This window comes from Clostridium sp. AM46-21, assembly GCF_003480025.1.
Classification (GTDB): domain Bacteria; phylum Bacillota; class Clostridia; order Lachnospirales; family Lachnospiraceae; genus Coprococcus; species Coprococcus ammoniilyticus.
Genome location: NZ_QUIB01000003.1, coordinates 46,500 through 64,147, shown reverse-complemented (window position 1 = coordinate 64,147; position 17,648 = coordinate 46,500). Strand labels below are relative to the sequence as shown.

Below are 17,648 nucleotides of genomic sequence, written 5' to 3'. Positions count from 1 at the left end.
TGAATATAAGAAAGGAAGAGAGCAATTTATGGCACAGTTTACAAATCAGGCACAGCTTCGCTATGGTAATTCCATAGCAAATTCCAATATAGCAGTCGGAGAACTGCTGGAGGTACTGTCAGCAAGTAAGACCGCAGTCAGAAAGACATATGGTCAGAATGATACAGTGACATATGTTATCACGATCGTAAATGCAGGAGCCACAGCACTTAGCGGTATCACGATCACAGATAATCTGGGAGCATATACATTCGGGGAGGGAACGCTGGTTCCACTCACATATATTGCAGATACTGTAAAATATTATGTGAATGGTGTTCTTCAGACTGCACCTGTTGTAACAGGAGCACCATCGCTTGTAATCTCGGGGCTTACAGTTCCTGCAAATGGAGATATTACAGTTGTATATGAGGCAGAGGTGAATGCATTTGCACCGATGGATGCAGCAGGAACGATCACGAATACAGCAGTTGTATCCGGTGGTGGCATTACTCCGATCACGGTAACAGAGACGATCGGTACAGAGAGTACGCCGATCCTTACAATCACGAAGTCTGTAAGTCCGGTTCCTGTAACAGAAAACGGAACATTGACCTATACTTTCCTGATCCAGAATGCAGGAAGTGCACCGGCAGATATCGGAACCGATGCGGTGATAGTGGATACCTTTAATCCGCTTTTGTCAAACCTTGCAGTATCCTTTAATGGAACGGCATGGGCAGAGACAACAAACTATACCTATGATGAGACAACAGGAGTGTTTACAACGATTGCGGGTCAGATCACAGTTCCGGCTGCAACCTATACACAGAATCCGGCTACCGGTGTATGGACGGCGGATCCGGGTGTCAGTACATTGGTTGTAAAAGGCACGATCTAGGGATTTTCTGTATGCAGAATTGTGTTGAGCAGACAGACGAAAGTCTGTAGTGACATTATATAATATTGTAAGACTACAAAGGCGGTTGCTTCTTTGACCTGTAAGAAGCAGCCGCCTGTCTATAAATTACCCCTCATATGAATAAAGTGAACATCAAATGATGTAACAATAAAAACAATTAAATATTACCATGCTGATGTACAAAAAACCAGAAGTGGCATTTATAAAGTTGAATCTGCCACTCTGTTTTGATTTTCAGAAATTAACTTTTGGAGCTCGTGTTTTACATATTTTTTATCCAGAATAAAATCATTAAAATCTACGGAATGAAAGGTATAAGTTAATGCCTGTATAATATCCGGATCAGACACACAGATGATAAAATCTAGTTCTTTATTTGGAACAAGCAGGGCATATTGATCTGGATATAAAAGGAAAGCCCAGTTATCGGATACCGGAATTTTTTCGGTATCAAGGACAAAGAGGTTCCGGTCAAGCCGTGATTTTAACTGTTCCAGAGCATTGATAATATCTGCCGTGTTTGCTTCTACATAGAACCCGGATTCGGAAATCACATGATTTCTTGCAAATTCCCGGATGCCGTCCAGTGTGATGCCCTCACTGGCATTCATTTGCTGCATGAAATGAAAATGCTGTTTTAGGGTTTCCTTGAATTCTTCAGGAACATATTTCTCAACCAGATCATCGGTCACCATCAGGCAGGCACCGGGATGCTTCTGGATAAAGATCACTTCTTCTGCAGGAATGGATCTTGCCTGAAACTGTGGAAGCTCCTTCTGGCTGAAGCTGGACAGAAATGGTTTCGCATGGTCAAATACCGAATCAAATTCTTTACGCATAAATCCGATGAGGCTCGGATCGGTCAACAGACAACCTTTGTTGGCATCGGCATTTAGCAGGAGACTGGCATCATCCGTTATGATATAGAACGGGAAAAGTACACCGGAGTTCTTGCTGACTTTTTGTTCATTGGAATAATAGTAAATGTTATAGGTGATGTTGGTCCCTTTTGTAAGAATCGATTCTAACAGCGTGGCAAATCCGTCCAGTTTTTCAGTGATGTCATTCGGATTTTTTGTTTGGAAATGCAGTATCTGGGAAATTGTTGCATTTTGAAATTTCCCAGAAGTGATAAGTGAGTGAATGTTGGAAAACAGTTTGATCCGTGATGACAGGTCGAACGGAAGTGATACCTGTAAGTGATTGTTTTCTTTTTTGCTGGCGTGTATTAAGAATTTAGTCAGACCACAGATGATCTCATCCGTGGAGTGATAAAGTATAGTTCCTGCGGCAGCCTGTGACTGATCTGTATCAATCGGATTGTCAGATAGTTTATTTTGTAATTCCTGTGAGCAGGAAGGTGTCTGGTTGTTAGATGCATTGGCGTCTATATATGGAGAACCGATCACCCTCAGACATTTCTCTGTGAATTTCAGGTAATGATAATTGGTCTCGCCCAGCCGTTCCAGATAAAAGGCATCATATAAAGCCATCTCATCGGCAGCAGATATATCAAGCTGGCGGATAATATTTGTAATCTGATCTTTTGTGGGAATACGTTTGCCGCTCAAAATCTGATAGAAGCTTGAACGGTCGATCCCGGTTTCATTGATCAGAGAATTTTTCGTTACGGATTGTGAATCGATGATTGAATTTAATAATGAATGAAATGACATGCAGTTATACCGGCAATAACTTTAGATTAGTAAAACATGGAAGTAAATATGTAATGTTAAGCCGATCTTCCTCCTAACAATAGTATTTACATCTGTATAGTTTAACTGAAAACGTAATATGTGTCAACATCATTGCGTGTAACAAGAGAAGACAAGTGTAGTTTTCTACTGATTCAACAAGAGCTGGGAGTATAAATCATACTGCATATTTGTTGGCTATAAGAAAAACTTATAGCCAGTCAAATATATATCCTATAACTTAAATAGGATATAATGGTTGACAACCGGAAAAACGGACGCTATAATCATGAAACATGAAAGGAACAAAACAGATAAAACATATCAACATAGTATGAAAAGTTCCTGAGAATAAATCATAGAGAATTTACAAGGAGGATAAGCATATGGGCTCAGAAAGAATCATGACAACTGCAAAGAACAATATGTGTTGCTGCCGGATGATGTGTGATTGTATGGCGTTTATTTCATATGCTTTGAACACCTGATTTGTTAGATATATAGTATTGTTTATCATATAACAAAGGGCAGTTGTCATAAGCATATGATGACTGCCTTTTGTTATGCGGCAGGATGGTATCTATTACATGGATAAAGTAGAAGACTGTCTGATTTATAATAGGAAAAGAACTTGAAAGGGGAGAACAATATGGCAATTATTCAGATCGAGCAAGTGTCGAAGACGTTTCAGACCAAAGACGGAACGATCGATGCTTTAAAGGATGTATCACTGAATATTGAAGCCGGCGACATTTATGGAATTATCGGAATGTCCGGTGCAGGAAAAAGTACCCTGGTACGATGTATCAATCATATAGAAGTACCGACATCGGGAACGGTCGTGGTACAGGATAAGGAGCTTGGTGGTCTGTCAGATAAAGAGCTTCGTAAACAGAGAGAACATATCGGTATGATCTTCCAGCATTTTAATCTGCTGATGCAGAAATCGGTTCTTGATAATGTATGTTTTCCACTGTTCATTCAGGGAAAATCAAAGGCAGAGGCGAGAAAAAAGGCATATGAGCTGTTAGAGATCGTTGGTTTGCGGGATCGTGCAAAAGCATATCCTTCACAGTTGTCCGGTGGACAGAAGCAGAGAGTTGCGATCGCAAGAGCACTTGCATCCGATCCACAGATCCTGCTTTGTGATGAGGCAACCAGTGCACTTGATCCACAGACAACATCGTCGATTCTGGAACTGTTAAAGGATATCAACCAGAGATTTGGAATTACGATCGTTGTGATCACTCACCAGATGGCGGTTGTCCGAGAGATCTGTAATCAGGTAGCGATCATGAAGGATGGTCAGGTCGTTGAGCATGGTAGAACGATTGATATCTTTAATCATCCAAAGTCCGAAGTAGCCAGAGAACTGTTACAGAAGGACGAAGGAAATGCTACAGAGCCGAAGACGTTAAAAACGGCTGACCGCATAAAGAATGGAACCAGAATCCGAATCGTATACACGGAGAATTCAGCATTTGAACCGGTAATTGCAAATATGATCCTGACATTTAAGGAGCCGGTCAATATCTTAAAAGCAGCGACAAAGAATGTCGGAGGAGTGGCGAAGGGTGAAATGATACTTGAGCTTCCGAAGGGTTCAACAAATGTTGCAGCGATGGAAAAGTACCTGAAAGAACGGGGACTGGAGCTTGAAGAATTAAGTGACAATGTGAATGGAGGTGAGGAACATGTGGACGGAACAAATTAGAGAAATGATCTTAAATGGTATCTTAGAGACACTTTATATGACAGTTGTTTCTACATTGTTTGGATATGTATTCGGACTTCCGATGGGCGTGCTCCTCTGTATCAGCGATAAAGACGGACTGAAACCGCATCCGGTTTTGTATAAGATTCTTGATTTTATCGCAAATATCGTTCGAAGCGTACCATTCCTGATCCTGTTGATCTTATTGATCCCATTTACCAGATTTCTTCTTGGTAAGAGTTACGGATCGACAGCAACGATCGTACCGCTTACGGTAGCAGCTATTCCGTTTATCGCAAGAATGGTAGAGTCATCCTTGAAGGAAGTTGACAACGGAGTTGTTGAGGCTGCCCGCGCGATGGGTGCTGGAACGATGCGGATCATCCTTCGTGTGCTCCTTGTAGAAGCAAGAACATCGCTGATCACCGGAGCAACGATCGCGATCGGAACCATCCTTGGTTATTCTGCGATGGCAGGTGCAGTCGGAGGTGGTGGACTTGGTGATATCGCAGTCCGCTATGGATATTACAGATACCAGACAGATATCATGATCGTGACAGTTATCTTACTGATCGTGATCGTTCAGATCTTCCAGTCAGTCGGAATGCTGATCGCAAACCGATTAGACCGGAGAAAATCATAATCAGATAAACCCTGACCATGACAGCCGGATCAGTACCGGAACGTTATTGGCGGTTTACAAACAGATGTCAGGAAAGTGCACACCGGGCATCCGATATATAAAAATGAAAATAAAAAAGGAAAAATAAAGAAAGAGAGGAATCTTCCATGAAAAAGACATTTAAGAAATTATTAGCACTTACATTAACAGGCGTATTAGTAGCAGGAGCCCTTTCAGGCTGCGGCAAGAAAGAAGATAAAGACAGCAAAACAAATTCAAAGACAATTACGATTGCAGCATCTGCAACACCACATGCTGAGATTCTTGAATATGCAAAGACAGCATTAAAGGAAAAAGGATATGATCTTCAGGTTACAGTATTTGATGATTATGTAAAGCCAAATGAAGTTGTAGAAAGCGGCGAGTTCGATGCAAACTACTTCCAGCATGTTCCATATCTTGAGAGCTTCAATGAAGAAAAAGGTACACATCTTGTAGTTGCAGGCAAGATCCACTATGAGCCATTCGGTATCTATCCGGGTACAAAGAAAAGCTTAGATGAGATCGCTGACGGTGATTCTATCGCAGTTCCGAATGATACAACAAATGAAGCAAGAGCCCTTCTGTTATTACAGGACAACGGAATCATCAAGTTAAGGGATGGCGCAGGTATCAATGCAACTGTTAATGATATCGAAGAAAACCCACACAATGTAGAGATCGTTGAACTTGAGGCAGCACAGGTTGCCAGAGTTGTAAACGAGACAGCATATGTTGTTTTAAATGGTAACTATGCACTTGCAGCAGGCTTCTCAGTAGGAAAAGATGCTCTTGCATATGAGCAGAATGATTCAGAAGCAGCTAAGACCTATGTAAACGTTATCGCTGTTAAGGAAGGTAACGAAAACAACGAAGCAATCAAGGCACTAGTTGACGTATTAAAGTCTGACGATGTAAAGAACTACATCAAAGAAACTTACGATGGAGCAGTTCTTCCTTACGAAGAGTAAGCCGCTCGCATCCCGTAATAAAATACCCTGAGACAGATATGGTGAAAAACTCATTTCGTATTCTATAAAGTTCGTGCACTGATTTGTCAGCAGTCGCCCTAACTCATCCTGACGGGTTCAGACAAGGGCTTGGTGCTGACAGTTAGCACAAACTTTATCACGAATACTACATGAATGTTTTTCACCATATCTGTTTCAGGGCTTTTTTATTACGGGATGCTAGTTGCATTTCAGCCATGTGAGCTGAATAGAATATGTAAGGTTTTCTTCTTAGCTGCCTAATGGCTTTTTTGTATCATAAATTGTTGTGCTACATTTCTACTTCCTGTAAGGAAGAGCTGCAGTTAGTAATAATAGACATAGGCAAAGCTTTACGGTGTTAGTTGGTATATACTTTAGAGCACAGACTTTAAGGAATGTATTTGCGATATTCACTTCAATTTCGTGGTTGTGAGATGCTGGTCCGTTGGTCTTTCTTGCGAGAAACAGAAAACTATAATAACAATACAAACAAGAAAAAGGAATTAGGCAAATAAGAAGAAAAATGTTCATAGTATTTTGTAATGAATTTTTCTCTTATTGCTCTAATGGCTTTTTATAGTTTGGATTGTTAATAGTAATTATTCCTCGCAAAAAAGACCAACGGGCTAGCATCTTGTAATAAAATACCCTGAAACAAATATGGTGAAAAATTTTGGGGGTATGCTATAATGATGCCGACAGGCAGCTGGGTAGTGTGGCTGCCTGTTGGGTAAATATAGGCGATAAAAGGAGCCGGTAGAGAGCGTTATGAAAAAGATTTTTATTGTGGAAGATGATAAGAGCATATGCATGGAGCTTGTTGAGATTTTGGAGAACGAAGGCTATGCAGCATCCTATCTGACTGATTTTGAACATTCAAAAGAGAAGATTCTGGCAGCGAGGGCAGATCTGATTTTGATGGATATTAATATTCCGGGCATAAATGGCAGAAATCTGTTAAAGGAGATTCGGAAGGAATCGGATATCCCGGTTATCATGGTGACTAGTCGTACATCAGAGATGGACGAGGTTCTGTCGATGAGCTATGGGGCAGATGATTTTATCACGAAGCCGTATAATCCGACGATCCTGTTGCTGCGGATCGCAGCAGTGCTGAAACGGATGGAGGGAAGCCAGAATGCAGCATCCTATCGTGGAGCAGAGGTGAATTTCAGCAAAGGGACAATCCGGCTTGGTGAGAAAGAACAGGTTCTGACGAAGAATGAGATGATCATTTTCCAACGGCTGTTAAGCAGTAAGGACAAGATCGTATCCAGAGATGAGATCATGACAGATCTCTGGGATAATGAAGAATATGTAAATGATAATGCACTTACGGTTAATATCAGCAGGCTTCGGACAAAGCTTGCGGAGCTTGGACTGCCGGATGCGATCGAGACAAGAAAGAAACAGGGGTATCGTCTGATATGAGAATTTGGGAATATATAAAAGATAAAGCGGGTATTCTGATCGGTTATCTGTTATTTATAGCGATCATGTTAATTGCTTTTCGTGCGATGCGGACACCAGGGGAGCTGACGGTGATCTTTCTTGTGCTGACAGTTTTGCTTCTGGTAACTGTCATATTAACAGACTATATAAAACGCAGACATTTCTATAATTCCCTTTATGCACATATGGAGCAGTTGGATCAGAAATATCTGGTCATGGATACGTTAGAGGAGCCGGGTTTCTATGAGGGAAAGCTGGTCTATGAGGCGTTATATGAGATCAACAAATCCATGACAGAGCATGTGAAGGAGTACCGGCAGAGTGTAGATGATTTCAAGGATTTTATCGAAATATGGGTGCATGAGATCAAACTGCCGATTGCAAGTCTGGTATTGATGTGCCACAATAATCAGGATAAGATACCGAAGAAATACGAAGATCAGGTGAACCGTCTGGATGCATATGCCGATCAGGTGCTGTATTATGTCCGGGCAGAGCATGCGAGCAAAGATTATCGGTTTGATTCAGTACGAATCAAGTCGGTTGTGAATAAAGTGGCGTTGAAGAATAAAGATATGTTGCTGGAGAGTGACATTTGTCTGGATGTGCATGACGTTGGTGTCAGCGTTACGACAGATGCCAAATGGCTGGAATTCATGATAAACCAGATCATGAGCAACAGCATCAAATATATGAAGCCGGGTGAGGATCGGCAGATCCGGATCTGGACGACAAAAGCAGGTGATGATATCACACTCCATATCAGAGATAATGGAATCGGAATTTCCGAAGCAGACCTTCCTCGCGTTTGCGAAAAATCGTTCACCGGTGAGAACGGACGTCGTTTTGCCAAGTCAACAGGTATGGGCTTATATATCGTAAAAGGTCTGTGCGACCAGCTAGGACATCATCTTACGATCACTTCCAAAGAAAATATCGGAACAGACGTCGCTGTAACCTTTGGCGGAAACGACTATTATCTGGTGGATGAATAAAACTATACTTTACCATGTGCCCCTTATCTGACAGACAGATAAAAAATGCCCAATGTCTTAACCTTACAAAACTGTAACCTTCTGTAACATAAGAAAAACGACACTCTCCCTTGAAAACGATATACTCACACTTGTAAACAGGAGATGAGGTGTTGACAGGATCAACAGCTCTTAACTCAGTTATTAATAGAAAATGGTGTGTGGGTAAATCGTTTTAGTATTTCGTGGATGTTTTTATGGGGCTGTTGTTCTGACAGTGAGCAATACCTAAAATCCATAGAGCAGCCGACTGAGTGTTCTGCTATCCTGTGCCATGTCGTCGGAGCAATGGTCACAAAAAACATGTAAGTGTTACCTGAACGATTTAGTCACACACCGAATAGCAAGGAGAGATAAAAGTGGAAACAATTTTAAAGATTGAGAATATCGAAAAGTATTACGGCAACAAATCCAATATTACAAAAGCCATTGATAACATTTCATTTAGTGTAGAAAAAGGTGAGTACGTTGCGATCATGGGAGCATCCGGAAGTGGAAAGACGACACTGCTTAACTGCATTTCCACCATAGACCGTGTCAGCAGCGGTCATATCTATGTAGGAAGAGATGATATCACAAAGCTTCGCGGCAACCAGTTGAACCGCTTCCGCCGGGAAGAACTGGGATTTATCTTTCAGGATTTCAACCTGTTAGATACACTGACAGCATATGAGAACATTGCACTGGCGTTATCGATACAGAACACGCCTGCGAAGAAGATTGACGAAAAGATAAAGAAGATCGCAAAGGAGCTTGCAATCGAAGAAGTTCTGAATAAATATCCATATCAGATGTCCGGGGGACAGAAACAGAGAGTGGCATCTGCGAGAGCAATCATTACGAACCCGAAGCTGATCCTTGCCGATGAACCGACCGGAGCACTGGATTCCAAATCCGCAAAGCTGTTGCTTGAAAGTCTGAAACATCTGAATGAAGAACTGTCAGCTACGATCCTGATGGTAACACATGATTCCTTTACCGCAAGTTATGCCGGTCGCATCCTGTTCATCAAGGACGGTAAAATATTCCATGAGCTTCGCCGTGGAGCAGACAGCCGAAAAGAATTCTTCAACAAGATCATAGATGTCGTAACTTTGCTTGGAGGTGACTTAAATGACGCTCTTTAAGTTATCCCTTAGTAATATGAAGAAAAGCCTGAAGGACTATGCAATCTATTTCTTCACTTTAGTTCTTGGCGTAGCGATCTTCTATATTTTTAATGCGATCGAGACACAGACGGCGATGATGAGGATCTCCAAAGATACCAGAGAAATTGTAGAGCTGATGGCAAATATCATTTCCGGTGTCAGCGTATTCATTGCATTTGTGCTTGGTTTCCTGATCATATATGCCAGCCGATTCCTGATGAAACGGCGTAACAAAGAATTTGGATTGTATCTGCTGCTTGGAATGGGCAAATGGAAGGTGTCAAAGATGCTGTTTATCGAGACACTGATCATCGGTCTGGTTTCACTTGGCGTTGGGCTTCTTTCCGGTATCGGAATTTCCCAGCTTACCAGTCTGTTAGTTGCAAATATGTTTGAAGCGGATATGTCTTCTTATAATTTTGTATTTTCAAGTTCTGCATTTGTAAAGACCTGTTTCTATTTTGCTATCATCTATGTGGTTGTGATCCTGTTTAATACAATCGCGATCGGACGCTGCAAATTGATCGACCTGTTCCAGAGAGGCAGAAGATCAGAGACTGTTAAGATGAAAAATCCGTGGATATCGGTATTCGTATTTCTCCTTTCCGTAGCAGGACTTGGATATGCATATTACCAGATCAATTCAAATACAACAGAGCTCTATATGAAAGATATCTATTTCTGTATCGGGCTTGGATGTGTCTGCACATTTTTGTTTTTCTGGTCGGTTTCCGGTATGTTGTTCCGGTTAGTTTCTTCTATGAAACGTGTTTATTATAAAGGGCTGAATTCATTTGTCATCCGTCAGATGAGCAGTCGTGTAAATACAAATGTACTGTCAATCTCGATCATTTGTATTATGCTATTTGTTACGATCTGTGTGCTGACTTCGGCGCTTACGATCCGAAATGGTTTAAATGAGGGCTTAAGGAAGTATGCTACCGTTGATGTAAATATTACCAGACAGGTAAGAAGCTCCGATTATGATGTCGCAGCCGGTAAGGGCGCAGATGAGGATGCTTATTATGATCCGACATGGGATAAGCGCGACATTTGCGATATATATAAGGAAAAAGAAATTGACTTGCCATCTATGTTTTCAGCCTATGAAGATGTGTATATATACTCATTGCCGGATTTCACATACGGGGATACGTTCAGTGAGCAGGCAAAGGGTGAGTTCCTTGGTGACCAGCCGGTGTATGGTATGATGGATGTTATGGAAAATGTCATGACAGTGTCCGATTATAATCGTGTGGCAAAGCTGTGTGGTTTTGAAACTGTGTCGATCAAAGATGATGAATACGGAGTTGTGGCAAATTACAAGCAGATGGTGAAATACAGAGATATGTCATTGCAGGCTGGTACGACGATTCAGGTAAATGGTTATGAACTGAAGCCGGGAATGAGCAAATGTCAGGCCGGTGATGTCCAGATCTCTACGCAGGCGATTAATACTGGTATCATTATTGTGCCGGATGGGGTGCTTACAGGAGTAACTCCGATCTCTGAAAGCTTGCTTGCAATCTATAATACGACCGATACGGATAAGATCATGGCGAGAAATGAATATATCAATCTGGATGACGACACGGATGTCAGGTTGAGTCTAAATACAAAAGAAAATGTAAAAGCTGCCAGTATCGGACTTGGCGCGATCGCTTCCTTTATCGGCTTATATATCGGAATGATCTTCCTGATCTCCGGTGCAGCGATCCTCGCATTAAAGGAATTGTCAGAAAGCACCGATAATGTGGAACGATATAAGATGCTTCGAAAACTGGGTGTGGATCAGAAGATGATCAACCATGCGTTATTTGCACAGATGGGTCTGTTCTTCCTGTTCCCGCTTGCACTGGCAGTCATTCATTCAATATTTGGTTTAAAATTCAGCAGACAGATTCTTTCACTGATGGGAACCGATGACATGGGAGCAGCCATGCTTATGACCGTTGTTGTTATGGTTGTGATCTATGGCGGATATTTTCTGATCACCTATTTCAGTGGCAGAAAGATCATCAGTGAACAGTAGGGTTTCCTTGACGATGACAATATCTCGCGGTATAATTGGGGGCAGGATTATCGAACGAAGAAATGAAGGAGACTTTTTAAGATGAGTAGAATTATTTTAACCGGTGACCGTCCTACAGGACGACTTCACGTTGGACATTATGTGGGTTCCCTTTCTGAGCGTGTAAAGCTTCAGAATTCAGGAAACTATGACGAGATATATATAATGATCGCAGATGCACAGGCACTTACAGATAATGCCGAGCATCCGGAGAAGGTAAGACAGAACATTATCCAGGTTGCACTTGATTATCTGGCATGTGGGATCAATCCTGAGAAATCAACGATCTTCATTCAGTCCATGGTTCCGGAACTGACAGAATTATCTTTCTATTATATGAATCTCGTTACAGTATCTCGTGTACAGAGAAATCCTACTGTAAAATCCGAGATCAAGATGCGTAATTTTGAAGCAAGTATTCCGGTTGGATTCTTCTGCTATCCGATCAGTCAGGCAGCAGATATCACGGCTTTCCGTGCAACAGAAGTGCCGGTTGGTGAAGATCAGCTTCCTATGCTGGAACAGTGCAAGGAGATCGTTCACAAATTCAATTCCGTATATGGCGAAACCCTGACAGATCCTGAGATCGTACTACCGTCTAACAAAGCATGTCTCAGACTTCCGGGTATTGATGGAAAAGCAAAGATGAGCAAATCTCTTGGCAACTGCATCTATCTTTCCGATGAAGCAGATGAAGTAAAGAAGAAGGTTATGTCCATGTATACAGATCCAAATCATATCCGTGTGGAGGATCCGGGACAGATCGAGGGAAATTCCGTATTTACATATCTGGATGCGTTCTGTCGCCCGGAGCATTTTGAACAGTTCCTGCCGGATTATAAGAATCTGGATGAACTGAAGGAGCATTACAGTCGTGGTGGTCTTGGTGATGTTAAGGTGAAGAAGTTTCTGAACAATGTATTACAGTCAGAGCTTACACCGATCCGTGAACGTCGTAAGATGTGGGAGAGCCGTATTCCGGATGTTCTTGACATTTTAAAGGCAGGAAGCGAGGCTGCACAGAAGAAAGCAGCAGCAACTCTTCATGATGTACGTTCTGCTATGAAGATCAATTACTTTGATGCAGACGGGCTGGAGAATGATTATAAATAAAATTGACAGACATAAGAGGACGGTCGTGAAAACGGCCGTCCTTTTGTTGTACAGCAAAAAGTTGGAAAAGTTGCAAAAAACATGTACAATAAGGATGGAAAAGTTACAGAATATATGGGGAGACACCGGATATGAAAAAGACGATTTTATTATTAGGGGCAGTTGGAGTGCTTATGATGACAGGGTGTGCCGATGAAGGTATCACGACAGATTATGGAGAATGGGTAGCTACATCCGAATACAGTATGGATGGAACAACTGAGAATTACCGGACAATAGAAGTAGATGCGACAGCGGAGAAGACAGAAGCAGCATCAGAAAAAGAAATGGAGGGAAGTTCAGATCATATGAATACACAGAAAAAAGACAGCACAACAGAAAAGACAGATGGGACAGAGGAAGCGAGATATTTGTGCGAGAATTATACATTTTATAGAGTAAATGATGATGTGGACCTGGCAGGCAGTTATTTGTTGTTAAATGTATATGAGGACGAAGCACTTGCAGAATATCATGGTCTGTTTATTGGTCAGATCGTTACATTATTTGGCGATAAGGAGACAACCGAGAATAATGAGGAGTTACTGGACTATACGATCGCGGCAGAAGATAAGAATGGTAAGGTGATCTATCTGACTTTATATTATGGTGCGTCAGGACCGGCGATCGGCGGCTTTGACGGTGACGAATATATGGCGGCTGCAGAAGAGCTGGAGAAGCTTGTCAGAACGACAGAGCCGATTGACTATGAGTGTGCCAGTGTCTATGAGGATCTCGGCATGACGATCCGAATGGGAACCAGAAATGGACGGGGCTTTTATGAGACCGAGATGCCGGAAGGTATGGAAGACTTTTATAATGATATGTATTAATGAAAGACAACCGGATAAAAAGAAAACTGTATGAAACACATACAATAAGGTATAATGAATACAGACAGATTAATGCATATATAAGACAATGGATTGATAATGGAAAAGAAATAAAAAATAATTTTGAAAGCGAAAGGACAAAGAAATATGTACAAGAATATTGAAAAAAAGACAAAATTATTATTAAAGGATCAGGTAGAATATCAGGAGGGACAGGTAGTTAGCAAGACACTCGTTCAGAATGACTATGTAAGCGTGACTGTTTTCTCATTTGACAAAGGCGAGGAAATCTCTACACATGCATCCGGCGGAGATGCAATGGTAACTGTCCTTGATGGTACAGGACGTTTTACCGTAGGCGGTGAGATATTCATCTTAACAGAGGGTGAGACACTCATTATGCCAAAGGATGTTCCACATGCTGTATATGGCGAAGAACAGTTCAAGATGTTATTGACTGTATCTTTCTAAGCCTGAATTATTTGGGAGATTTTGTTGTTATGGATATTGAAATCTACAATCGTTGGGAAAAGATGTTGAAATTAAGAGAGGAACTGCTTGCTGTTGATGAAGACAGAATGGCTGGAAGAAAAGGCTATATGCTTGATGAACTGAATGTATACCTTGATAATGTGATTGGAGAAGTATAGTATATGTGGACTATATGACTAAACTATAAATTTGCCGAAATGTTCGGGGATGAGAAAAGATATCCTTCAAAATCTATAGCTGAGGTAGCTAATATTTGTAGAGGGGCTTCTCCAAGACCAATATCAGATTATTTGACTGAAGATGTAAATGGAGTAAATTGGATAAAAATTGGTGATATATCAATTGATGATATATATGTCACACATACGGCTGAAAAAATCACTAAGGAAGGAGCCAAAAAATCAAGGTATGTTACACCAGGGGATTTTATTCTTTCAAATTCCATGTCATTTGGTAGACCATATATTCTAGGTATTGAAGGATGCGTTCATGATGGTTGGTTGATAATATCTGATTATCAAGAATCATTAAACACATTATTCTTTTATTATGAGTTGAGAGCAAATCAAGTGCAGTCTCAGTTTAATGCTTTAGCAAATGGTACAACTGTGGAAAATCTTAATACAGATCTTGTTAAGGGTGTTAATATAATTGTTCCATCTATTGAATTACAAAATGAGTTTGCTGATTATGCCCAGTTTTGCGACAAATTGAAATTTGAAGTACAAAAATTAGTAAAAAATCACTTGAAATATATATATATAAAATTTCCACTAGAGTAAATCGATACTCTAGTGGAACCGTTATACTTTTGAGTTTTGCTTGAAGACATTCAAAAGCGGGTTTTCTTATAATCTCTAAGTGAGGGCTTCCTTAAGCATCCTCTTTTGTGTATTCCACAGTTCCAAACGGATGATGTGGTGGGGCGTAAATGGTAGACAGCCTGAGCGGACATTTGCCTGTGTTCTTGATGTTGTGCCATGTTCTGGCAGGAACGAATACGGCATCACCTTTACACATACGCTGCTCACAGTTCAGATTGTGTGGGCAGTTTCCTGTCATGACCATAGCATTTCCTTTTTCAACACGGATGAGCTGATCCATGTCCGGATGAAGTTTTGCACCGATATCGCGGCAAGGCGGAATGCTCATTAAGGTCATTTGCAAATGACAGCCGGTCCAGAGTGCCGTACGATAGCACTTATTCTGCTCTGCCATTTCCTGAATATTTGTTACCTGTCTCCCCTGCTGCCTCCCACGCCCCCCCTGCTGTAAGTACATTGCGAGTATTTCGTCGTGAGCTGCACATTGCCAGTAAATACGGGTGCATGTCTGAGCCGAAGGCGAGTTCGCACAGGAGTATTTACGAATAAGGCATGTGAAGCGAACAGAAAACGCAGCAAGTACTTACAGCAGGGGGACGTGGGAGGCGGCAGGGGAGACAGGCAGGAGGGCAGAATTGCCCCGTGTAAAAATTGTTAGAAAATTTTTCTAATTTCAAGAAAATTCTGTGAAATGGCTTGTATTTCATACTTCCTGCGGTAAAATATAGATAGGAACAACGGAAAAGTTGTGCCGAGTTAAAAGTGGGAAGGAGACTGATATGAAAAAAAGAAGTCATTTATTTGTAACCAGAGAAATCATAGAACAGGTTCCACAGAACAAAAGGAAGTGGTTATTGTTAGGCAGTATTCTGCCGGATATATTGGTTCATACCTATATTAAGAAGCATACCTGGAAAAGTTCATTTGATAATACAGTCAACCGGATACAGAAGCTGGAAGAAAAGGGGAAGAACAGCAGATATTCTTTCCTGAAACTCGGATATGTACTTCATTATGTGGAGGATTTCTTCACATATGCGCACAACTCCATTTTTGAAGGCGGTTTTTCTGAACATGTTGCATATGAAAGTGGATTTCAGAAGTTTTTATTTGGACATGGACATGTAGAACAGGAAGAAACGAGTCGGATCGGTGAAATGGTTCATTCTGTGGAGGAAGCGGTCGAGTATCTGAAGAAAAGCCATGCACTGTATATGACGGAGGCCGGAGATAATGAAACGGATGCACGCTATATTCGGAATGCATCAAAAACCATCGGTACATTTCTGGTACGGGCATTTGCCATGAACAGTGTGGCAGCAGAGGAGTATGTTCCGGCATACGCACTTGCTCCATCCTATCGAAAATAAAAGGCAGAGCAATCTGATATAAAAGATAATTATGACTGCCAATGAAAAATATGAAGTCACCTGATACTTTGCATTGTATCAGGTGACTTTTTATCTGATGTGTTCGGCAATCACGGATACCACGATTCCCAGAACCGCGGAAAGCAGGATCAGGGAGATCGCTGACAGCTTCTGCTTCCATTTGCGCCGGATGAAGAAATAGATTCCTGCAAGCAGGCACAGAATGATGATAGCAGGGATATTCACATCATATTCGGATAAGCTGACATACCCAGTAGACTTTAACAGCATGTTAATTCCGGTTGCAAGGATCAGGGCCAGGATAACCGGTTTGATGCCATACAGGAAGCCCTGCACGTAGGTATTTTTCGTCAGATTTTTTAAAACTGCGGCAATTAATAATATAATGAAAAAGGACGGCGTGATGACACCGAGAGTAGCGACGATACCGCCCGAAAGTCCTGCCTGCGTCGATCCGACATAGGTCGCCATGTTGACTGCAATCGGACCCGGTGTAGATTCGCAGACACCGATGAAATTGTAAAAGGCATCTTCACTCATCCAGTTATGGCGGATGACAGCATCCTGGATCAGCGGTATCATGCCGAAGCCGCCTCCGAAGCTGAACAGTCCTACTTTAAAGAATTCAATAAACAATGTTAGATATATCATTTGTCTGCATCCTCCTTTCGGATCCTTTTAAAAGAGGTACAAAAAATTCCGATGATGCCGCCTGCGAGGATCAGAAGAATTGCATTAACGGATTTGGAAAGCAGTTCTCCGATCACCATGATTATAAAAGTAACTACAAATACAAGAATTGGTATTTTTTTTCGGTCGAGTGTTTTCATCATGCTGATTCCGGTTGTAAGGATCAGAAAAGCAACAGCACATTTAATGCCAACGAAGGCATATGCTACATATTTATTTGCAATGAAAGCATCAAAAAACAGAGAAATGACAAATATAATAATAACGGATGGGATACAGACACCGAGGGTGGCTGCCAGACTTCCGCGGAAGCCTCTTTGTTTATAACCGACAAAAGTAGCGAGGTTGATCGCCAGTGGCCCGGGCGTTGATTCAGCGATCGCAATCACTTCGATCAGTTCGTCTTCCGTGAGCCAGTTCCGTTTTGCAACCACTTCTTCCCGGATCTGTGCGATCATCGCATAACCGCCGCCAAATGTAAATAATCCGATTTTGAAAAAATTAATAAATAAAGAAAATAACATATCAAATCCTCCAGACAGGAGTATAGCACAGAATCAAACTAAACTTTAGATAAAATTTTCAAATATCACTGTACA

At 41.4% G+C, this 17,648-nt stretch carries 18 protein-coding genes; 14 read left to right on the top strand and 4 right to left on the bottom strand.

Annotation, left to right across the window (positions count from 1 at the left end; all coding sequences use genetic code 11):
- Positions 1-28 precede the first annotated feature (28 nt).
- A complete protein-coding gene (locus tag DW959_RS02470) occupies positions 29-880 on the top strand; it encodes a DUF11 domain-containing protein (RefSeq protein ID WP_118615292.1) in 852 nt (283 codons plus the stop codon).
- A gap of 221 nt (positions 881-1,101) precedes the next feature.
- On the opposite strand, the gene DW959_RS02465 is transcribed toward DW959_RS02470, so the two are convergent.
- Positions 1,102-2,577 carry a hypothetical protein gene (locus DW959_RS02465; protein WP_118615290.1) on the bottom strand — a complete coding sequence of 492 codons (1,476 nt, stop codon included), beginning with the start codon at positions 2,575-2,577 and terminating at the stop codon, positions 1,102-1,104.
- 667 nt (positions 2,578-3,244) lie between these two features.
- Between DW959_RS02465 and DW959_RS02460 the strand changes: the two genes are divergently transcribed.
- From DW959_RS02460 to DW959_RS02405, 12 genes are all read left to right on the top strand, one after another.
- Entirely contained in the window at positions 3,245-4,309 is a 1,065-nt protein-coding gene (locus tag DW959_RS02460) for an ATP-binding cassette domain-containing protein (protein ID WP_118615288.1), read from the top strand.
- Positions 4,290-4,952: a methionine ABC transporter permease gene (locus tag DW959_RS02455; protein WP_008402135.1), complete on the top strand. Its 663-nt coding sequence runs from the start codon at positions 4,290-4,292 to the stop codon at positions 4,950-4,952. Before DW959_RS02460 ends, DW959_RS02455 begins: the two co-directional genes overlap by 20 nt.
- Before the next feature lie 146 nt (positions 4,953-5,098).
- A complete protein-coding gene (locus DW959_RS02450) occupies positions 5,099-5,941 on the top strand; it encodes a MetQ/NlpA family ABC transporter substrate-binding protein (RefSeq protein ID WP_117822244.1) in 843 nt (280 codons plus the stop codon).
- Positions 5,942-6,730: 789 nt separating this feature from the next.
- A complete protein-coding gene (locus tag DW959_RS02445) occupies positions 6,731-7,393 on the top strand; it encodes a response regulator transcription factor (protein WP_117808253.1) in 663 nt (220 codons plus the stop codon).
- Positions 7,390-8,409 (top strand): sensor histidine kinase, encoded by a 1,020-nt coding sequence (locus DW959_RS02440; RefSeq protein ID WP_118615286.1) that lies wholly within the window; start codon positions 7,390-7,392, stop codon positions 8,407-8,409. The genes DW959_RS02445 and DW959_RS02440 overlap by 4 nt, the downstream gene beginning before the upstream one ends.
- Positions 8,410-8,807: 398 nt before the next feature.
- A complete protein-coding gene (locus DW959_RS02435; RefSeq protein WP_021943424.1) occupies positions 8,808-9,575 on the top strand; it encodes an ABC transporter ATP-binding protein in 768 nt (255 codons plus the stop codon).
- Positions 9,562-11,628, top strand: coding sequence for an ABC transporter permease (locus DW959_RS02430; protein ID WP_118615284.1), 2,067 nt, complete (start codon positions 9,562-9,564; stop codon positions 11,626-11,628). The genes DW959_RS02435 and DW959_RS02430 overlap by 14 nt, the downstream gene beginning before the upstream one ends.
- A gap of 81 nt (positions 11,629-11,709) precedes the next feature.
- Positions 11,710-12,780, top strand: coding sequence for a tryptophan--tRNA ligase (gene trpS / locus DW959_RS02425; RefSeq protein ID WP_118615282.1), 1,071 nt, complete (start codon positions 11,710-11,712; stop codon positions 12,778-12,780).
- Positions 12,781-12,911: 131 nt separating this feature from the next.
- Positions 12,912-13,652 (top strand): hypothetical protein, encoded by a 741-nt coding sequence (locus tag DW959_RS02420; RefSeq protein ID WP_118615280.1) that lies wholly within the window; start codon positions 12,912-12,914, stop codon positions 13,650-13,652.
- Between the two features lie 147 nt (positions 13,653-13,799).
- Positions 13,800-14,123 (top strand): cupin domain-containing protein, encoded by a 324-nt coding sequence (locus DW959_RS02415; RefSeq protein ID WP_117808258.1) that lies wholly within the window; start codon positions 13,800-13,802, stop codon positions 14,121-14,123.
- A gap of 29 nt (positions 14,124-14,152) precedes the next feature.
- Positions 14,153-14,302, top strand: coding sequence for a hypothetical protein (locus DW959_RS02410; protein WP_347475304.1), 150 nt, complete (start codon positions 14,153-14,155; stop codon positions 14,300-14,302).
- A 39-nt stretch (positions 14,303-14,341) separates the two neighbouring features.
- On the top strand, positions 14,342-14,926 hold the full coding sequence (locus DW959_RS02405) for a restriction endonuclease subunit S (protein ID WP_118615276.1): 585 nt from the start codon (positions 14,342-14,344) through the stop codon (positions 14,924-14,926).
- Positions 14,927-15,017: 91 nt separating this feature from the next.
- Here DW959_RS02405 and DW959_RS02400 read toward each other — a convergent pair whose 3' ends face one another.
- The gene (locus DW959_RS02400; RefSeq protein ID WP_118615274.1) at positions 15,018-15,425 is read right to left on the bottom strand and encodes a cupin domain-containing protein; all 408 of its coding nucleotides are present in this window, start codon (positions 15,423-15,425) and stop codon (positions 15,018-15,020) included.
- A gap of 322 nt (positions 15,426-15,747) precedes the next feature.
- Here DW959_RS02400 and DW959_RS02395 point away from each other — a divergent pair, with 322 nt between their 5' ends.
- Positions 15,748-16,338 carry a zinc dependent phospholipase C family protein gene (locus DW959_RS02395; protein ID WP_118615272.1) on the top strand — a complete coding sequence of 197 codons (591 nt, stop codon included), beginning with the start codon at positions 15,748-15,750 and terminating at the stop codon, positions 16,336-16,338.
- A 90-nt stretch (positions 16,339-16,428) separates the two neighbouring features.
- Here the strand turns inward: DW959_RS02395 and DW959_RS02390 are convergent, their stop codons facing one another.
- A complete protein-coding gene (locus DW959_RS02390; protein WP_118615270.1) occupies positions 16,429-17,010 on the bottom strand; it encodes a chromate transporter in 582 nt (193 codons plus the stop codon).
- The gene (locus DW959_RS02385; RefSeq protein WP_118615268.1) at positions 17,007-17,573 is read right to left on the bottom strand and encodes a chromate transporter; all 567 of its coding nucleotides are present in this window, start codon (positions 17,571-17,573) and stop codon (positions 17,007-17,009) included. The genes DW959_RS02390 and DW959_RS02385 overlap by 4 nt, the downstream gene beginning before the upstream one ends.
- Positions 17,574-17,648 lie beyond the last annotated feature (75 nt).

Excerpts from the sequence above, each read along its gene's own strand:
- DW959_RS02440 (WP_118615286.1), top strand. The coding sequence starts at position 7,390 with ATGAGAATTTGGGAATATATAAAAGATAAAGCGGGTATTCTGATCGGT.
- DW959_RS02455 (WP_008402135.1), top strand. The coding sequence starts at position 4,290 with ATGTGGACGGAACAAATTAGAGAAATGATCTTAAATGGTATCTTAGAG.
- DW959_RS02400 (WP_118615274.1), bottom strand. The coding sequence starts at position 15,425 with ATGTACTTACAGCAGGGGGGGCGTGGGAGGCAGCAGGGGAGACAGGTA.
- DW959_RS02470 (WP_118615292.1), top strand. The coding sequence starts at position 29 with ATGGCACAGTTTACAAATCAGGCACAGCTTCGCTATGGTAATTCCATA.
- DW959_RS02430 (WP_118615284.1), top strand. The coding sequence starts at position 9,562 with ATGACGCTCTTTAAGTTATCCCTTAGTAATATGAAGAAAAGCCTGAAG.
- DW959_RS02395 (WP_118615272.1), top strand. The coding sequence starts at position 15,748 with ATGAAAAAAAGAAGTCATTTATTTGTAACCAGAGAAATCATAGAACAG.
- DW959_RS02405 (WP_118615276.1), top strand. The coding sequence starts at position 14,342 with ATGTTCGGGGATGAGAAAAGATATCCTTCAAAATCTATAGCTGAGGTA.
- DW959_RS02460 (WP_118615288.1), top strand. The coding sequence starts at position 3,245 with ATGGCAATTATTCAGATCGAGCAAGTGTCGAAGACGTTTCAGACCAAA.
- DW959_RS02410 (WP_347475304.1), top strand. The coding sequence starts at position 14,153 with ATGGATATTGAAATCTACAATCGTTGGGAAAAGATGTTGAAATTAAGA.
- trpS (WP_118615282.1), top strand. The coding sequence starts at position 11,710 with ATGAGTAGAATTATTTTAACCGGTGACCGTCCTACAGGACGACTTCAC.
- DW959_RS02385 (WP_118615268.1), bottom strand. The coding sequence starts at position 17,573 with ATGTTATTTTCTTTATTTATTAATTTTTTCAAAATCGGATTATTTACA.
- DW959_RS02390 (WP_118615270.1), bottom strand. The coding sequence starts at position 17,010 with ATGATATATCTAACATTGTTTATTGAATTCTTTAAAGTAGGACTGTTC.
- DW959_RS02415 (WP_117808258.1), top strand. The coding sequence starts at position 13,800 with ATGTACAAGAATATTGAAAAAAAGACAAAATTATTATTAAAGGATCAG.
- DW959_RS02450 (WP_117822244.1), top strand. The coding sequence starts at position 5,099 with ATGAAAAAGACATTTAAGAAATTATTAGCACTTACATTAACAGGCGTA.
- DW959_RS02465 (WP_118615290.1), bottom strand. The coding sequence starts at position 2,577 with ATGTCATTTCATTCATTATTAAATTCAATCATCGATTCACAATCCGTA.
- DW959_RS02445 (WP_117808253.1), top strand. The coding sequence starts at position 6,731 with ATGAAAAAGATTTTTATTGTGGAAGATGATAAGAGCATATGCATGGAG.
- DW959_RS02420 (WP_118615280.1), top strand. The coding sequence starts at position 12,912 with ATGAAAAAGACGATTTTATTATTAGGGGCAGTTGGAGTGCTTATGATG.